At 53.9% G+C, this 17,102-nt stretch carries 16 protein-coding genes and 1 pseudogene; 5 read left to right on the top strand and 12 right to left on the bottom strand.

From position 1 onward, the window contains the following. Positions 1-289 precede the first annotated feature (289 nt). The 9 genes from A1355_RS18470 to A1355_RS18430 form a co-directional block, all read right to left on the bottom strand. On the bottom strand, positions 290-733 hold the full coding sequence (locus A1355_RS18470) for a hypothetical protein (RefSeq protein ID WP_064030773.1): 444 nt from the start codon (positions 731-733) through the stop codon (positions 290-292). A gap of 63 nt (positions 734-796) precedes the next feature. Further along, a complete protein-coding gene (locus A1355_RS18465) occupies positions 797-2,218 on the bottom strand; it encodes a phosphomannomutase (RefSeq protein WP_064030752.1) in 1,422 nt (473 codons plus the stop codon). 21 nt (positions 2,219-2,239) lie between these two features. Beyond that, positions 2,240-2,845, bottom strand: coding sequence for an RloB family protein (locus A1355_RS18460; RefSeq protein WP_064030751.1), 606 nt, complete (start codon positions 2,843-2,845; stop codon positions 2,240-2,242). A gap of 2 nt (positions 2,846-2,847) precedes the next feature. After that, positions 2,848-4,098, bottom strand: coding sequence for an AAA family ATPase (locus tag A1355_RS18455; protein WP_064030750.1), 1,251 nt, complete (start codon positions 4,096-4,098; stop codon positions 2,848-2,850). 116 nt (positions 4,099-4,214) lie between these two features. Next, a complete protein-coding gene (locus A1355_RS18450; protein WP_064030749.1) occupies positions 4,215-4,901 on the bottom strand; it encodes a helix-turn-helix transcriptional regulator in 687 nt (228 codons plus the stop codon). 18 nt (positions 4,902-4,919) lie between these two features. After that, the gene (locus tag A1355_RS18445) at positions 4,920-5,294 is read right to left on the bottom strand and encodes a VOC family protein (RefSeq protein WP_064030748.1); all 375 of its coding nucleotides are present in this window, start codon (positions 5,292-5,294) and stop codon (positions 4,920-4,922) included. An 81-nt stretch (positions 5,295-5,375) separates the two neighbouring features. Further along, complete coding sequence (locus A1355_RS18440) at positions 5,376-6,851, bottom strand: helicase HerA-like domain-containing protein (RefSeq protein WP_064030747.1); 1,476 nt, start codon at positions 6,849-6,851, stop codon at positions 5,376-5,378. A gap of 53 nt (positions 6,852-6,904) precedes the next feature. After that, on the bottom strand, positions 6,905-7,573 hold the full coding sequence (locus A1355_RS18435) for a TlpA disulfide reductase family protein (protein WP_231883723.1): 669 nt from the start codon (positions 7,571-7,573) through the stop codon (positions 6,905-6,907). 7 nt (positions 7,574-7,580) lie between these two features. Further along, positions 7,581-8,063, bottom strand: a complete 483-nt coding sequence (locus A1355_RS18430; protein WP_064030771.1) for a YajQ family cyclic di-GMP-binding protein — start codon at positions 8,061-8,063, stop codon at positions 7,581-7,583. A 171-nt stretch (positions 8,064-8,234) separates the two neighbouring features. On the opposite strand from A1355_RS18430, the gene A1355_RS18425 reads away from it, so the two are divergent. The 3 genes from A1355_RS18425 (at position 8,235) to A1355_RS18415 (ending at position 12,800) form a co-directional block, all read left to right on the top strand. Beyond that, entirely contained in the window at positions 8,235-8,765 is a 531-nt protein-coding gene (locus A1355_RS18425; RefSeq protein ID WP_064030746.1) for a hypothetical protein, read from the top strand. A gap of 361 nt (positions 8,766-9,126) precedes the next feature. Further along, positions 9,127-10,776 (top strand): methyl-accepting chemotaxis protein, encoded by a 1,650-nt coding sequence (locus A1355_RS18420; RefSeq protein WP_064030745.1) that lies wholly within the window; start codon positions 9,127-9,129, stop codon positions 10,774-10,776. A gap of 56 nt (positions 10,777-10,832) precedes the next feature. Continuing rightward, positions 10,833-12,800 (top strand): methyl-accepting chemotaxis protein, encoded by a 1,968-nt coding sequence (locus tag A1355_RS18415; protein ID WP_064030744.1) that lies wholly within the window; start codon positions 10,833-10,835, stop codon positions 12,798-12,800. Positions 12,801-13,081: 281 nt separating this feature from the next. Here A1355_RS18415 and A1355_RS25350 read toward each other — a convergent pair whose 3' ends face one another. Further along, entirely contained in the window at positions 13,082-13,426 is a 345-nt protein-coding gene (locus A1355_RS25350; RefSeq protein ID WP_157197946.1) for a hypothetical protein, read from the bottom strand. Between the two features lie 668 nt (positions 13,427-14,094). Here A1355_RS25350 and A1355_RS18410 point away from each other — a divergent pair. After that, entirely contained in the window at positions 14,095-14,625 is a 531-nt protein-coding gene (locus A1355_RS18410; RefSeq protein WP_064030743.1) for an REP-associated tyrosine transposase, read from the top strand. Between the two features lie 59 nt (positions 14,626-14,684). On the opposite strand, the gene A1355_RS18405 is transcribed toward A1355_RS18410, so the two are convergent. Then, positions 14,685-15,692 (bottom strand): hypothetical protein, encoded by a 1,008-nt coding sequence (locus A1355_RS18405; protein ID WP_157197945.1) that lies wholly within the window; start codon positions 15,690-15,692, stop codon positions 14,685-14,687. Between the two features lie 124 nt (positions 15,693-15,816). Between A1355_RS18405 and A1355_RS25345 the strand changes: the two genes are divergently transcribed. After that, positions 15,817-16,716: a competence protein CoiA family protein gene (locus tag A1355_RS25345; RefSeq protein WP_157197944.1), complete on the top strand. Its 900-nt coding sequence runs from the start codon at positions 15,817-15,819 to the stop codon at positions 16,714-16,716. 68 nt (positions 16,717-16,784) lie between these two features. Here the strand turns inward: A1355_RS25345 and A1355_RS25800 are convergent. Beyond that, positions 16,785-17,102, bottom strand: a pseudogene (locus A1355_RS25800) (DUF3368 domain-containing protein); the annotation flags it as partial.

Raw genomic sequence — 17,102 nt, 5'->3', positions numbered from 1 at the left:
CGTCGACAAAACCAAGAGTCCCACGAATAAGCCGTTCAAGCGCATAACTATCTCCTTAGCCTAGTAATTCAGATAAGTGTGCCTGGCGATTGTGTCAGAACGATGACCGATGCCGCGATCGATCAAGTCCGCACATTCTTTGTTGCTCTTGGCTGCGCTCGGCGCGCGAGTTTCGGCGGGGATTTATGCCTCGGGTAGGGGGCTATGTGGCGAGCGGCGCGGTCGATCCAACAAAAAAAAGCCCCGGTGGTTAAGCACCGGGGCTCCGCGTAGCCGAGGCGTTGGCCGGTTATTGCAACAAATCCAAGGCCTTCTCGGCCGCTTTTTGCTTGGCCTTGGCTTTGCCGGCCTTGATCGCTTGTTCGGCGTTTGGCGCTTGCTCTACCTGGCTTTTCAATTGTTTAACGGCTTGTTTTTTCTCTTTCAAGAGTTGCGCGCCTTGTTTCAATTCTTCCGGCGTGGCTTGCTCGATTTTTTGTTTGACCGCTTGTTTGGCGGCGTCTTCGACTTGCTGTTTCGCGGCGTCCGGGGCGTTTTCGACGCCGGCTTTGACCGCTTTCGCGCTATCGACCGCCGCGCCGGCCGCCTCGACGCCCTTGACCGCGTCGGGCGCGACGGCGTTCGCGCTGTTTTGGACCGCCTGCTTGCCGACCGCTTCCAACAAGTCGGTGCCGGCCACGGCGGCTGAAGAAGCCAATACGAAGGAACTCAATACAACGATGCTGGTTTTCATGGATTTATCCTGGTCGTTCATTATTAGGAGCTTGCAGATTAGCCGTCCCAACTTAACCGACGATTAACGTCCGGCAATGCGGCGCAAGGTTTCCGTGACCAACTGGCCCGCCCGGTCCACCGAGTCGGATTCGGCATAGCAGCGTAATTCCGGGGCATTGCCGGACGGCCGCAAGTGGACGATGTCGCCGCTGGCGAAGGTCAGCCGCAGGCCGTCGGTAATATCGCTATCGACCGGCGCGCCCAGGCTATCGCCCCACAGGCTGCGATAGGCGCTGGCGTCGGCTTGTAGGCGATCCAGCAAGGCGCGACTGTTGGCGGTCGGGAACTCCTGAATCCGGTCGCTGGCGGTGAAGCGTTGCGGCAAGCCTTGTAGCAAGTCGGACAGCTTGACGCCTTGGCCGCGCGCCATTGCCAGTAACGCCAACGCGGGCAACAGCGAATCCCGAGTCGGCAGGGCCGCCAGGGGCTTGCCGTTTACCGATAAACCGTTGCCGGCCAAAAAGCCGCCGTTGGCCTCGAAACCCGCCACGCCGCCCGTCGCGACCTGCTCCATGCCGGCGATTACGTAGGGCGAACCGATTCGGGTTCTAATCACCTGTTTGAACCAGCCGGACGCTTCGATCGCGGTATTGCAACTGACCGGCGTGACGACGGTGTCCGCGCCCAAAAACTTCGCGCACAACAGGCCGACGATGTCGCCGCGCAGCCACTCGCCGGTCTCGTCCCCGATCAGCGGCCGGTCGCCGTCGCCGTCGGTCGAAATGACCGCGTCCAACTGGTATTGTGCCGCCCAGTCGCGGCCGCGCTGGCGATCCGCCTCGCCGACCGCTTCGGTATCGATAGGCACGAAGGTGTCGGTGCGCTCCAATCCGACGACTTCGGCGCCCAATTCGGCCAAGACTTCCTTCAACACGTCGCGGGCCGCGCTGGAATGTTCGTAAACGCCGACTCGCCAGCCGGCCAACAAATTGTTGGCGAACAAACGGGTATAGCGCTGCTGAAATTGCGCCAGCGCGGCCGGATTGACGGCCGGCAATTCAGCGTCCACCGCTACGACTTCCACGGTCGCGCCGGTCATCGCCGTCTCATCGGCTTTGCTGATTTCACCGTCGGCCCGGTAGAACTTGATGCCATTACGGTCGAACGGAATGTGGCTGCCGGTGACCATGATGGCCGGCAAGCCTTGTTCCAGCGCATACAAAGCCAGCGCCGGCGTTGGCAATACCCCGCAAAAATCCACTTCGCAGCCGGCTTGGCGAATGCCGGCCACGCACGCTTGGGCGATTGCCGGGCTGGACGGCCTTAAATCCATGCCCAGCGCGATTTTTTGGCCGGGCTTGGTCAGCTGCAAGCCGTGGATAAACGCCAGCGTATACGCGGCGCAGACTTCGCCGCTCATTTGGCTAACCAAGCCGCGCGCGCCGCTGGTGCCGAACGCCACGCCGCTGTCGGCCATCATTTGTTGGATGTTGATTGTTGTCATGGGATATTGAGATAGGTTGAATTAACGGATTTTTTGCGGTTGAGATAATTCTTCAAAATACGCCAGCAACTCATGCAAACGAGTACTCGGATTCATCTCGCCGCTGTCGATTGCTTCGGTTAAGACTTTTGGCGCTAAACGTCTGGCTTCAGGAAGGCGGTTTTCCAGGCTCCGGAAGATATTTCGTTCATTGCCTTTATCGTAGTCCGCGAATTCAGGATAAGCGCGTAAGTCCTTGAGCAAAGAGTCAGGCGAATGCGGCTTTCGGCTATATCCGAAATGCAGCAACAACCAAAACTCGAAACAGGGATAGGAAACCACCACATCAATCTTAGGCTGGCTTTTCGCTGCGTCCAAAGCATTTTCGAAGTTGGCATGAGCATCGCGGTCTATCGTGCAGAACACCCTGTCGAATTTGCCTTTTCTGCCAATCGCTTCGTTGACGATACTCGTCGGATCGGTTTTGCCGCAGTGACGGATTTCGACTTGCACCTTTATCCGAAAATACCCACAGGCATCTTCCAAATAGCGCTTAACGGATTTGCTGTCTTCACAAATAACCAAAACCGTCGGTTGTGGCTTGAAACGCGGCTTGGCTCGATTAAACGACGCGGCGTTGCGAGCCATTCTTAACTCCGGCGGATTATCGGTAGTGCACGATAGCGGCCTTCGTAATAGCGCTTTTCCAGATCCTCGCCTTCCCGGCCCTCGAAATCGTGGATGGAGCGGAGTTGGGTTGCGCCATTGGCATCCCGCTCGGTTAGCCAGAATTGGTCGCGGCGCAATAATTTGGCATCCATTAAGTGGGTGTCGTGGGTGGTAAATATGAGTTGCCCTGGCGATTCGGAATACAGATGCTTTGTTACTAGAGAGATGACAATCTCAGGGTGTAAACTCGTATCGAGTTCATCGAAAATTAACGCCAAGCCTTGTTCCGAAACGAGAGTAAGTAATTGCCACAGCAGCCAGAAACCTATCAAATTTCTTGTCCCATCTGACTCCTCATCAAAATTAAACTCAGCATCACCTAATGTAGTTCGATGAGTAAATACAGTTTTAGCTTGTCTTCCCGCCATTGGCGAGTCTAAAAAAGTACGCGATAAATTAGTAGAAACCGATTCAAGCTCATCAAATCGAATATCTGTGATCGGGACATCGACTTCTCGCAAAAACGATGACAGTGCTTCTGCAAATGTGGCGTCTGTTTCGGCTCGTTGCTGAGCAATTTCGGCTAATTCCGGAGTGCTATGGGTAAAATAAACCGACAATCCCCCCTGAAACCATAAGAGCGGTATTCTAAGTTGTTTTAATTCTTCGCTACTATTTGCAACTGCTTGAGAAATAAATAAGGTCTGAGGCCCCGTCGCTTTCCGCCATAATTCATGCAAATCTATTCCACCTTCTAACGCCGCACCGAAACGATAAATATCTCCTCCAGCTTGATGCTTTCTTTCGTATAAAAGAGTTTCTCTACCTTCGGGAAATATAACTAAACGTTCTTCAACGATGCGCTTTTCAGTTAATGCCAACTCAAATTGATAGCGCTGCTCATAGACAATAAAATGCACATCAATTCTTGTCGGTTTGTCAATTAACGTGGCGTCAAACCGAAAAGGAGCAACCGGAAGTGGCACAGGATGCGCCATTGGCTGACGATTGGAAACTTCACGAATAACATCGAATGCCTTAATTAAATTACTTTTCCCTGAAGCATTTGGCCCATAAATCGCTGCCACTTTCAGCAAATCAGGCAATTTCTCACCTTTGACCGCTGGTTTGATCAAATTCTCCCGCTTTCGCAATCTAGGCGCAGCAACCATCGAAAAGGTCTGCTTCTCGCGGAAGGATCGAAAGTTAGTGACGGAAAATTCAATTAACATGCAGAAATCTCGCAACTAGATGGCGTTATTTGCTGAATAATATAGCCACTTGTCAATTTATCTGCAGAAAAACTGCACTCAGCCTCAACTGCTTATGCGGGTTTGATCGGTAAGTGTCACTGCGGCTGGCAATGCATCTGGCGGATGAAATCCTGCAAGGTTTGGCCAGGATCTTCGGTGAAAGCTTCGTCCAGCACCCGCGCGTGCTCGATACGGTCCAGGCGGAAGTTGCGGAAATCGCCGCGCAGTTCGCACCAGCCGACCAGGGTCCAGACGTTGCCCCAAAAATACAAGCCCAGCGGCCGAATCCGGCGTTGGCTGAATTCGCCGTCGCCGCGCCGGTAATCGATCTGTAATACGCGTTTCTCGTCCAAGGCCTTGCGGCAAATGTCCAAGGTCACATCCAAGTCGTCGCGCCGCGAGAAGCGCAGCGCGAACAGTTTGGAGCGATCCAGGCGGTCGCGCAATTCGGCCGGTACGACCGCCACGACCTTGTCCAGCACCGACTGCGCGGAGCGGCCCAGTTCGGTGCCGCCCCAAGTCTTGACCATCCTGGCGCCGACCACCAGCGCCTCCAGTTCGGCGGCGCTGAACATGATCGGCGGAATATCCAGGCCGTGCCGTAACGCGTAGCCGACGCCGGCTTCGCCTTCGATCGGAATGCCGGACAGGCTGAGCACCTGGATGTCGCGGTAAATCGTGCGTTCCGAGACCTCCAGCCGCTCGGCCAGCGCCTTGGCGGTCACCAAACGTCGGTTGCGCAGAATCTGGACGATCTGGAATAGGCGGTCCGCTCGGCGCATGTGCGGTCGATGGTCTCGCTAAGCCGGCGAATACAAGCCGACCCGGTTGCCTTCGCTGTCGATGAACAGCGCGAAGTAACCGCAGTCGCCGTCGTGAATCGGCGTTTTCGGCACCAGCACCCGGCCGCCGCCGGCTTCGACCTTCGCCAGCGGCTCGTTCAAATCGGCGCCGCCGTTGAAATACACGACCGCGCCGGTCTCGGAGGGTTGATAGCACTCGCCCTGCACCAACATGCCGCTGACCGCGCCTTCCTCGGCTTCGAAAATCGCCAAGTTCATGTCATTCATCTCTTCCAGCTTGAACGTCGAATTCAACACGTGACGGTAGAAGTCCTGGGCGCGACCAAGATCGGCGGCGGGTAGTTCGAACCAAGTAGCTAGATTGTTGTTCATGATGCTCTCCTCGTTGCAGTTAAAAGAGCGGTCATGCTAAACCAGTGCTACTGACAGCGTGGTGTCAGCAGTGTTTTAGCGCTAGCGCCGACCGCCCAGCAACGAGCCCAGTACGCCGCGGATGATTTGGCGGCCAAGTTCCTGGCCGATGCTGCGCGCGGCGCTTTTCGCGGCGGCTTCCAGGACGCTTTGGCCGCCGCGCCGCCGCGATCCGGATTGGCCGCCGCCCGGCAACACTTCGCCCCAATCGAATCCGCCGCCGACCGTCGAGGCTTCTGCCTTTCCCGCCCGTTGTTTCAAGATTTCGTAGGCCGATTCGCGATCGATCTGTTTTTCGTAATGGCCGGCGATGATCGATGCGGCCAGCGTCTCGCGTCGCTCGGCGTCGCTGACCGGGCCGATCCGCGAGCGCGGCGGCTTTATCAAGGCGCGTTCGACCGGCAGCGGCGTCCCCTGTTCGTCCAACAACGACACCAAGGCTTCGCCGACGCCCAGCTCGCCGATCGCGGTCGCCACGTCCAGTCCGGGATTGGCGCGGAAGGTTTCGGCGGCGGCCCTGACGGCTTTTTGATCGCGGGGCGTAAAGGCGCGCAAAGCGTGCTGAATGCGATTGCCGAGCTGACCGAGAATGACGTCCGGAATATCTTGGGGATTTTGGCTGACGAAATACACGCCGACGCCCTTGGAACGAATCAAGCGCACGACGTGTTCGATTTTCTGCAACAAGGCCGCCGGGGCGTCGTTGAATAACAGGTGAGCCTCGTCGAAGAAAAATACCAATTTGGGCTGGTCCAAGTCGCCGGCTTCCGGCAGGTTTTCGAACAATTCCGACAACAGCCACAGCAGCAGCGTCGCGTAAACGCGCGGCGATTGGTACAAGGTTTCGGCGGCCAGGATGTTGATCACCCCTCGCGAGCCGTCGGTTTGCAGCAGATCGTTGAAATCCAGGGCCGGCTCGCCGAACAAGTGTTCGCCGCCCTCGTGCTCCAGTTGCAGCAAGCCGCGTTGAATCGCGCCGACGCTGGCCGCCGAGAGTTTGCCGTAGTCGTCGGCCAGTTTGGCGCCGTGCTCGGCAACGTACTGCAGCATCGCCTTCAGGTCTTTCAGATCCAACAACAGCCAGCCCTGGTCGTCGGCGATCTTGAACGCGGCGGTCAATACGCCGCTCTGCACGTCGTTCAGGTTCAACATCCGCGCCAGCAGCAGTGGCCCCATGTCCGAGATCGTGGCGCGCAGCGGATGGCCCTTCACGCCGAACACGTCCCAGAACAGCACCGGCGCCGCGGCCGGCTGTCTATCCTGGATAGCCAAGTCCGCCAAGCGGGTTTCCACCTTGGGATTGCCGCCGCCGGCCCGGCTCAGGCCGGCCAGATCGCCCTTGACGTCGGCCACGAATACCGGCACGCCGATGTCCGAAAAGGCCTCGGCCAGCGTTTGCAGCGTAATGGTCTTGCCGGTACCGGTCGCTCCGGCAATCAGGCCGTGGCGATTGGCCATCGCCGGTAGCAGGTTCAATTCGGCGGTGCCGGCTTTGGCGATCAGCAAGGGTGTGGGCATGGCGAGTCCTGGAGAAAAAAGGTCGGATCAGCCCGGAGCTGACTCGAGAAGGTTTACAGCAACGCGATTAAGTCCGCTTCCAGTGTCTCGTAGGCGCCGAAGCGGCTGGCGACCAGATGGCCGTTCCGGTCGATGAGCAGGTAGGATGGCGTGCCTTGTAACTGGTAACGCTCGAAGCTTTCCGGCCGGAAGGCTTGTCGGGAAAAATGATCGTGTAAGCGGGCGCGCAGGGTTTGTTGCTCGGCGGGCGCCCGCGCCTGAAAATCGTCGATCCGTTGTTCGATGAAGCGCTCGACTTCGGCGGCTGTCCCGTCCGTTTCGCGCGGCGTCAAATGGTCCATCGCTACCGGAAAACTCAAGCGATACGGCCAGGTGCCGCGCTCCAGCAAACCGTATTGGCTCAACAGTTTTTCGGTTTCGCCGATGACCCGGCCTTCTTCCAACAACAGGCGCAGATTGGCGACGGTATTTTTATCGAAATCCTCGAAGGCGGTCGCCAGGCCCAACACCGTCAAGCCTTGTTCCCGGTAACGCCGATGCAGGCCTTCGACGCGCGGCAGGCAGTGCAAAAAACAGCCGGGGCAATTGACTTGAAATACCGCGATCAACACCACGCGGCCGGCCAGATCGCTGAGCGTGGAGGGATCGCCTTGCAGCCAGGCGTCGACCGCCAGAGGCGGCGCGGTTAGGCCGATGCGGGCTTCGCCGGTCGTGATGTCCAAACCGGCTTCAATCGCGAAAATTGTTGAATTGCAACGGCTGTTCCAAGTCCTCGGCGCGCAGCATCTGAATCACTTCCTGCAAGTCGTCGCGTTTCTTGCCGGTAACCCGCACCTTGTCGCCGTTAATCGCCGCCTGCACTTTCATTTTCTTGTCCTTGATCAATTTGACGATTTTTTTCGCCGCGTCGCTGCCGATACCCTGCTTCAACGTAATGGTTTGAGTCGCGGTCTTGCCGGTGTCGGTGATTTTGCCGCTTTCCAGCGCGGAAATGTCGATGCCGCGCTTGCCCATCTTGGCGTATAAAATCGGCAACATTTGTTGCAATTGAAACGTCGATTCGGCCTTCATCTGAATGCCGTCGTCGGATTGTTCGAAATTGGCGTTGGAGCCCTTGAAATCGAAGCGGGTCGAGACTTCCTTGTTGGCTTGGTCCACGGCATTGGTCACTTCGTGGGCGTCGAGTTCTGAAACGATGTCGAAAGATGGCATGGCGTTGATTTGCAAGTATAAAAGTCGCGCCACTATAACGGCGTCGCGACCATTATTCAACTGTGGCGGGTGTCGCGGCGGACTTGTCCGCCGGCGGAGAAGCCGTTATCTTGTGGCTAAGCCGGCCATTTGTCGAACGGAACCGGCGCATTGCAACGGGGGAAAACCACTATGAGAGCTATTGTTTACCTAAGCGGCCCAATCCTGGCCGGCATCCTTCTGGCAGGCTGCGGCCAGGAGCAAGCCCAAACCGCCATCGCGGCGAACGCGCCGCTCAAAACCTTTCCGCGGGCCACGACATTGCGCGGCACGGTCAGCGACAATACCGGGCCGGTTAAGGCCGGTACGGTTACGCTGTCGACCGAGGCCGGCAAGGTGCTGACCAGCCTTGAATTGCAAGACAGCCAGCGTTACGAAATCGAAGCGCCGGCCGGAACGCCGCTACCGGTATTACTGACCTACGCCCCGCCACCCGGAAAATCCGGCGACACGATGACCAGCGTGGTGATTTATCCGGAAATCAGCAAATACGACATCAACCCAACCACGACCGCGATCGCCAAGAGCGCGAAGGCGATGGGCGGATACAACCACAACAATCTGGTACGCGCCGCCGAAAATACCGCTCACGTTCCGGACGCCAACAAAACTACCGCCGGTTTTCGCGGCGATCCCACCACGCAGTACGGCGGCTGGCACTAGCCGGAGCCGCTTTCGGTATTACCGTTCGACCGGCCAAAATCCGGTCGATTTTAGCTCTTGATTCAGCGCGATATCGCCGTATTTTCCAGTCGTCGCGATACCTGAGCGGCAAGCTTGGAAATTAAGCGCCCGTTTTTGCAAAACGCTCTACACTAAAATCTTGATCGGCTAAGTTGCAATACTAGCGATGCGTCATGCAGTCAACTCTGATGAACCGCGCCAATTGTTCTAGCTGGGTTACAGCTTGACGCAACTGCAAATAACGCGGCGGATTGCCGGCCCGCTTGTAACAAAACTGTCATAAACACCGTTTAATATTCCGGCGATCCGACGTCGGCAATTCTCACAGGAGTATAGGCTTATGGCTAATCTAACGATTAAAGCTCGACTCTACGTCATCCTGGCCGCGGCAGTCAGCGGATTTATGCTTCTGGGGCTGGGAAGCCTGTATCAGATCGAACAAATCCACGGCAAGGTTAAGGAAGACTACAGCAGTTTCGAAAGCGGCATGCATACGCTGGTGCTGATTCAGAGCGCTAACATCGCGTTCAAGACCCAGGTGCAGGAATGGAAAAACATCTTGCTGCGCGGTAACGATGCGGCCAATTTCGAAAAATATTCCCAGGGTTTTTCCGCTTCGGAAAGCTTGGTCGGCACCAAACTGACTCAGGCATTGGAGGCGCTACGCGTGGTGGGGTCGCCGTTTGCGCGCGATATCGAAAATCTGCTGAGCGAGCATCGGGAGATGGGCAAGAAATACCGATCGGCCTTGGCGCAATTCGATCAGGCCGACCCGGAAGCCGGCAAGAAAACCGATGCGCTGGTCAAGGGCATGGATAGAAGCACCACCGACAGCATTAACAAGTTGGTGGAAGCGTTCGAAACCGGCCAGCATGATCGCCTGAACCGGCAAATCCAAAGCTCTCAAGACGAGTTTCGGCAAATCCGCAATACTCAGTTGGCGATCTTCGCCGCGCTGTTGGTGATCTGCGGCAGCCTGGTATTGTTCACCGCGCTGCATATCGCGCGGCAGGTCGCGGACTTTCAGCGAGTCATCTCCGGCATTAGCGCCAATCGCAATCTGACCTTGCGGATGCCGGCCGCCGGCGACGACGAAATATCGGCGATCGGCAAAAGCTTCAACGACTTGTTGCAGGTTTGGCAGAATGCGATCGGCCAAATAAAGCGTAGCGCCGATTCGGTCGCCAGCTATGCGCGCGACATGACGGCGTCGGTTGCCGAGTTGTCTTACAGCGTCGGCGCGCAGAAAGCGGCGACCACGGAAATGGCCGCCGCTATCGAAGAAATGACCGCCAGCATTGCGCATATTTCCGATTCGTCGCAAAACGCCAACACCATTTCCAGCACCTCGTCCCGCCAATCCGCCGACGGGAGTTCGGTGATCGAAAAAACCGTATCGGCGATGCAAAACACCTCGAACGGCGTGATGGAAACCGCCAAAGTCGTGGAGCGGGTCGGCCAGCAATCCCAAGAAATCTCCGGTATCGTTCAAACCATCAAGGATGTCGCCGATCAGACCAATCTGCTGGCACTCAACGCCGCGATCGAAGCGGCTCGTGCCGGCGAGCAAGGCCGCGGCTTCGCGGTGGTCGCCGACGAGGTTCGCACGCTGGCCGAAAAAACCACCCGGATGACTGAAAACATCACGCAGTTGGTCGATCGCATCCAGGCCAGCGCGCAGGATGCCGTCGTCAATATCGGTAAGGTGGTGCAGGGCGTCGATCAAAACGTCGCGTTGGCCCATCAGGCGGGCGAGGCCATCGGCGGCATTCGCGAAGGCAGTATCCGCGTCGTGGACGCCACCAACACGATCGCGACGGCGCTGGCCGAACAATCGGTGGTGAGCGAGAGCATCGCCAGCAAAGTGGCCGCCATCGAACTGATGAGCAACAAAAACAACGATTCCCTGGCGCGCCTGAAAGACGCGGCCGGCCGGATGGATACGCTGGCCGGCGACATGCGCGCGATGGCATCGCAGTTCAAAGCCTAGTCATCCGTCGGAACGCTAAACCGTACATATTCCTCTTGGGTTCCAAACCAGACATCATGAAAATCAGCCGTATCTCCAAAATTGTCAGTCTCTTGTTGGTCCTCACCCTGACCGGCTTCACGGTTGCGGTGGTTCGCTCCTTGCAACACCTTAACCACGCTTTCAAGGCCGTCGAATTCGTCGGTCAACAGCAGAACCAGTTTTACACCCGGATCAGTCAGCCGGTTTTCAATTACCTGGCCAGCGGCGATGCCACCTTGTTAACCGACATCGATACCAATGTCGGTCGGGCTGTGCGCGACATCGAAGCGAATCGCGAGGTGGACGACCGGCTGAAAGCGCCGTTTCTGGATTTGTTGCGGACCGTTCAACAATCCATCGTCGTCGAGTTGACCTCGGCCGGGAAATTGGCCGATCCGCAAATCCTGCTGATTAACAACGAACAGCAAATGTCCGGGCATTTGCAAGGCTTAATCGACTACGCGTCTCGCGCGCCGGTGGATGCCAAGACCAAACAACCCTACTGGGAATTGATAGGCCAAACCCAAGCGGCAGTGTTGAATTTGTCTCGAGCGAGACAAAGCTTTTTCGCGGCCCGCGAAGCGGTTTCGGCCGAGAACATTCAGCGTTATCAGCGCCAACTGCTGGCGCTAGCCGATCGGTTTAAACAATTGCCGTTGCTGGGCGTGATGCGCGACGCCGCCAACGCGGAGCCGGACTTCGGTCTGGGGTTGACCGAGCGAGCGGCCGAGGCGCGCGACCTCGCCGAGGAACCCATCAGCGAGATCGGCGCACTGATTCGGCGTTACGATATCGATCTGGGTAGCGCCGAACAGTTCGCGCGCCAAAAAGCCGCCAGCCGGACGCAAGCCGCCGCGCAACTGCAAACGCTGCAACAACGGTTCGCCGATCTGCAAACCGAGATCGCCGGCGAATATCAGTATTACGAACATATCCTGTACACGATCGTCGCGATCTGCACCGCGATCTTGATCGCTATCTGTATGCTGATGATTTATATCAAACGCCATTTGGCCGATGTCATCGCCCATATCAGCAACCATGTCGATCTGCTGGCGCGCGGCGATTTGCGCGGCTCGGTTTCGTTGCGCAGCCGTATCGCCGAAATCAATTTGGTCAAGGAATCTCTACACAAATTGCATGATTATTTCGAGTCGCTAATACGCCACATCAATCAGGAATCCTCGGCCTTGAACCAATACGGACGAGACATATTGCTGGTCGCGGCAAGTCTGGAATCGATTACCGCCGACCAACGCCAGGCCACCGAAGCCGGCGCTCAGCAAATGACCGAGTTACACAGTTCTTTCGTGAATGTCGCCAATAGCGCGGCCGACAGCCAACATGCGACCACTTCGGCGCACGGCCTGATCGACAGTGGTGTGGCCTATATGCGACATACTCAGGTCCAAGTCGCCGAACTGGCCAAGGCCACCGACGAAACCGCCGCGTCGTTGGAACATCTGCGCCGCGACGCCGCCGGCATCGAAACCGTGCTCGGCGTGATTCAGGGCTTCAACGACCAGATCAATTTGCTGGCTTTGAATGCCGCGATCGAAGCCGCCAGGGCCGGGCAATACGGGCGAGGCTTCGCGGTGGTCGCCGACGAGGTTCGCAAACTGGCGTCGAACACCGCAGATTCGGCCGAGCAGATTCGCGGCTTGATCGAAAGGCTCAATCGTGCCACCGAAACCACGGTCAAACTAATGAATCAACAACAAGCGGCGGCGAAAACCACGGCCGAGGCGGTCGATCATGTCCATCAGGTATTCGCCGGCATCAAGTCGTCGATAGGCGAGGTATTGAGCCAAAGCCGGGTGATCGCGGCGGCCTCGTTGCAACAATCGCAAGTCGCCGAACGAATCGCCAACAATTTCTCGCATACCGCCGAACTGGCCAAACAAACCACGCACGAAGCCCAGACCAACAAACTCAGCGCGTCGGCCATTTCCGACGTCAATCAAAACCTACAAAACTTGATCGCGCAATTCAAGGTGGCGTGAGGGAGCATCAAGAGGCCGACTATTGCGTGTTCCGACCTAACGCTCATGAAACAGTTGCGTCGCCCCGGCAAATGAAAGTCAATGGCGTGGGAGCGGCTTTAGCCGCGATTGACAGCGTTCCGACACCGAATTGGGTGACCGCGTCGGGTGACTTTCAGAGTAAATCAGCCAGCCATTCCAATTGAAATCGGCCGTCTGTTCCAATACAAAATCGCCCCCTTCCCGGCAGATAAGGTTTAAGTTACGGTGGCCGAAAATGGCAGAAGCGGTCATTCAAAATGTCATTGCGCTCCGTGAATCGCGGGCTTAATTGGATGGCAAAATAAACCCGGCCTCGCATGATCGTCATTGACAGTGCCGCCGATCAACCACACCGTTCCCGTCGAAACCGGCAGCGGTGCGGTTTGAACAGTCAGGTGTCCGCGTTCGACCGACAGCGGTGTCGCCGCGAAAGGCCATGTTGCCATTGATACCGCCAGCGTTCTTACCTCAACACACGGTATCGCCACAAAAACATCCAGGCTTCCTTGCCGAACAGGCAGACCTTTACGCTGAACACGCGGCCTTCTAATATAAACAGTCAGCACCGCTTGTTTAACACGCAAGCGCCGCTGTTGATCGGACACGCGTCGCCGTTCGGCAGAGACGACTGCCTGTCAATCACTGGCGGCTCGGTGTTTAGTCGAGATCGTCGCCTGTTCATCGGCGGACGCCCGGCATCGAGTTGCGGAGCGCCGGTGTTAAACACGCCGCCTTCGATGTTTGCATTAGAAGCTTGCCTGTTGATCAGGCGTCGCTCGATGTTCAACAGAGGATGGTGGGTGTTTATCTAACATCGGTCCGTGTCCGCAATGGAGTGTCGGTGTTGTAATGGCAACTCGTCGAGTGATAAAGACCCTGGACAGCTTCGATTCGCCCGAACCGCGAAGGATCGAGCAAGAACCCGCCAGATCGGCGGGCAATCTTCCGTCTCGGCAAACAGTGTAGCTCCGGGTTCGTCGCGCCGACGCTCGCCTCGCCAAGCGCCGCGATCGACAAGTTAGGTGCCGGTAAGGTTCGTCGAAGTTTTGGTGGATAGCGTTGGCTCTCCGACGGAGCAAAGGCGCGGGCGCAATGAGCGAGATCGATCCTGAGTTGCCATTCACTATGCAACGTCGCACGTTCGCTATTTGACACATACCCGACATTTAATATTGCCGATAAATGGCGATTAATTTTGAAACTCCGGTAGGATGTGCCAACCAACGGGAGGCGCATCGTTCGAGATAATACTGGCACAAACCATCAATTTAATATGACAGATTATCGTAGACTCTATATTCCTGGTGCATCATGGTTTTTTACCGTAAATTTGGCGCAACGAAAGGGAAACCGATTATTGATTGATAATGTCGATTTGTTGCGCAAGGCATTTGCCTATACCCAACGCCGACATCCTTTTAAAATAGATGCCGTGGTTGTTTTACCGGACCACATTCATTGTATTTGGACTTTACCTGAACGGGATTCCGATTTCTCAACCCGCTGGAATGTTTTGAAAGGCGCCTTCTCCAAAAGTCTCGAAAAAGGGGAGCGAGTTTCAGCCAGTCGAAAATCTCGAAGGGAACGAGGTATTTGGCAGCGGCGATTTTGGGAACATTGCGTGCGCGATCAAGAAAATTACAGCCGCCACATGGATTACATCCATTGGAATCCGGTCAAGCATCAATGGGTAAATTCTGTAAAGGACTGGTCATATTCGAGTTTTCAGAATTACGTCAAGCAAGGAATTTATCTCGAAAACAGGGGTAGTGTTATGCCGTTGGATATTGAAGGCATTGAATAACTCGAAAGATGCGCCGCCCGTTGGTTGGCGCATCCTACGGGCTAATTGGGGCGACTATTTTAAAGGTGTCTCAAGAACCTACCTTTGCACAGAAACCTGTCAAAGCTATAGACATGTTCAAGTGGAACTTCTGTACAGCGACCGATAAGACGATTGTGAAATTCTTTACCACCGTTTTCTACCTCAATCCTTGATTGGCATATTGGACAAGTTGATGAGTAAATCACTACACGGAATTTCCTAATAGGTCTTCCCGTTATCGGTGATAACTTTTCTGTTGCAACATATTCAATTTGAGCGTTATCAACGGTATTTGGAAGTAGTAATATAGGTGCCGATATAATGCGGTTAGTCAAACATAGATAAAGGTGTCTTAATGGGAAAGCAATAAAAGAACTTACTCCCAATGTCCCAAACAAAGCCCTTATGATTTCTAGCCCGCCATTTTTTGTATGTAAAAAGACGAGCATAAAAAATAAAAATAGACAAACTATTACCAATATTCCAATAATTATCGCGAACGCAAGGAGTTTTTGTCTCCAAGCCGAAATCTCAAAGTTATTTATCCATCTAAATAAGAGCGGCAAATTATTTACGGATTCAAGGTAATACTTAATTTCTCCTTCCTTTAAATCTTCAGCAGGAATATCAGTATCATATAAATTGCGCTCTAGTGGGGTAATAAAGTGCTCAGTGTAAACTCCAGAACCGCTCCCAACACTCGCGCTGAAGTTATAAGTTGGAATTGCGACAAAATTATTGTCAATTGCAATTTGTTTTAACATCGCCTCATGCGTTGGTAAAGCATCGTGCAAATCTTTCAAAAAACGATTTACGTTTCTTTTATCAGAGTCTTCAAATGACTTTGACGAAGTCACACTGAGAAAGATATCCTGAGCAGTATATTTACATTCAGTGTCTGACTTGCCTCTTTCCAGGTCATTCAGCGTCATATCTGCTAACGCTCTAAGCGCCTTGTAGCGCTTAGTTTTTGCGTCTTTACCTGTGTAAATTTCAATAAATTTAAGGGCGCACAACGCCGCGTCTTTCAACTGATCTGAATCCATCTGCATACCTACATAAACCGGTTTGTTCCTGTTTGACTCTCAAAGTATAGCCAACAACCTGCTCCAATGCGTTCCGAGCACAGCAGCATTGTTGTGTGAAACAAGCCGAATACGGAGGCATTTAATGAGCAATGAGACAAAATATAAAACAAATGAAATTGAATTAAGTTATGGAGTGTTGGATGGTGAACTAATACATATTAGCGAAGTTAAAAGCGGATTATCTGAAAGCTGTCTATGCCCAAAGTGTGGAAGTTTTTTAGTTGCAAAGAAAGGTGATATTAGAAAACATCACTTTGCTCATTACAACTTTGAAAACTGTTTTGGAGCACAGGAAACTGCTATCCATTTATTAGCAAAAGAAATATTGCTACAAGAAAAATGTGTAAGTTTAGTTTCTTCCGAAACAAGGGATTCCCCTAGTTTATTACGTTTTGACAAATTATCTACTGAAGTGCGAGGTCACGGCTTGGTGTTTGATGCTGTTGGTTATGGCGAAGCAGATGATTTGGCGATTGAAATAAAAGTTACACATGAAGTAGATAGTCGCAAAAGAGATATTGTAGTCAATAACGGCATCAGAATGATTGAAATAGATTTGTCAGAATTTCTTTCCTGCGAATTCACTAGAGAAGAGATAAAACATGCCGTTATTAATTCAGCGCCACGATATTTAATTCAAGAAATACAACCTGCCATTCAAATAACTGAGGATAAAGATATGATAAATAAAGCATATATTGCAGGTTTCAAGTTAGCTAGTGGCTACTCTCGTAAAAATAATTGTAACTTTGAAAGTAATAAAATATTTATCCTGCAACCTGTAGAGAACAGATCAAGTGCAAACTATCAGGTGGCAGCATGTGGCGGTTATGAAATTTTAGAACTGAACATCGTTGATAGCCCTGCGTTGATTGAAAAAATATCAAGCTTTTCGTTTCCTTTAGAAGCGAGACTGACAGTAGAAACAGCATTCCAAAAGACCAAATGTGTGCCAGTTGTTACTGATGTCAATTTGATCTAATACACTTCTACATGACCTCGCTTCGGAGGGCACTGAAGCGAGGTCCATGTCAAAAGCTTGACAGACAGCTATTGAAAGTAACCACCTACTAATTGCGCTTCAATTTGTTGCAGGATCAGAGGAGAGACAAAGAGACCATGCTGCTGAGTCAGGACTAAGATTTTTTGCCAAGTTTCTTCAGCACTTAGTAAGTTGCGTTTGTTCAATAACATCAACACACCTAGAGTGCCCATCACCTTGATCTCAAGTCGCTGAGCTTTACGCCTAGCTAATAAATCATCCAAAATCACGAAATCAGCAGATAATTCTTGAGCCAACATGATTGCTTCAAGTTCACCCTGATGTAGTCGTCCAAGTGCGCCCTTAAGTAAGCGGTCCTTTAACAG

The sequence above is a fragment of the Methylomonas koyamae genome, from assembly GCF_001644025.1.
Lineage (GTDB): Bacteria > Pseudomonadota > Gammaproteobacteria > Methylococcales > Methylomonadaceae > Methylomonas > Methylomonas koyamae_A.
The sequence above is the reverse complement of the archived record's forward strand: the minus strand, read 5'-3'. Positions and strand labels throughout refer to the sequence as shown.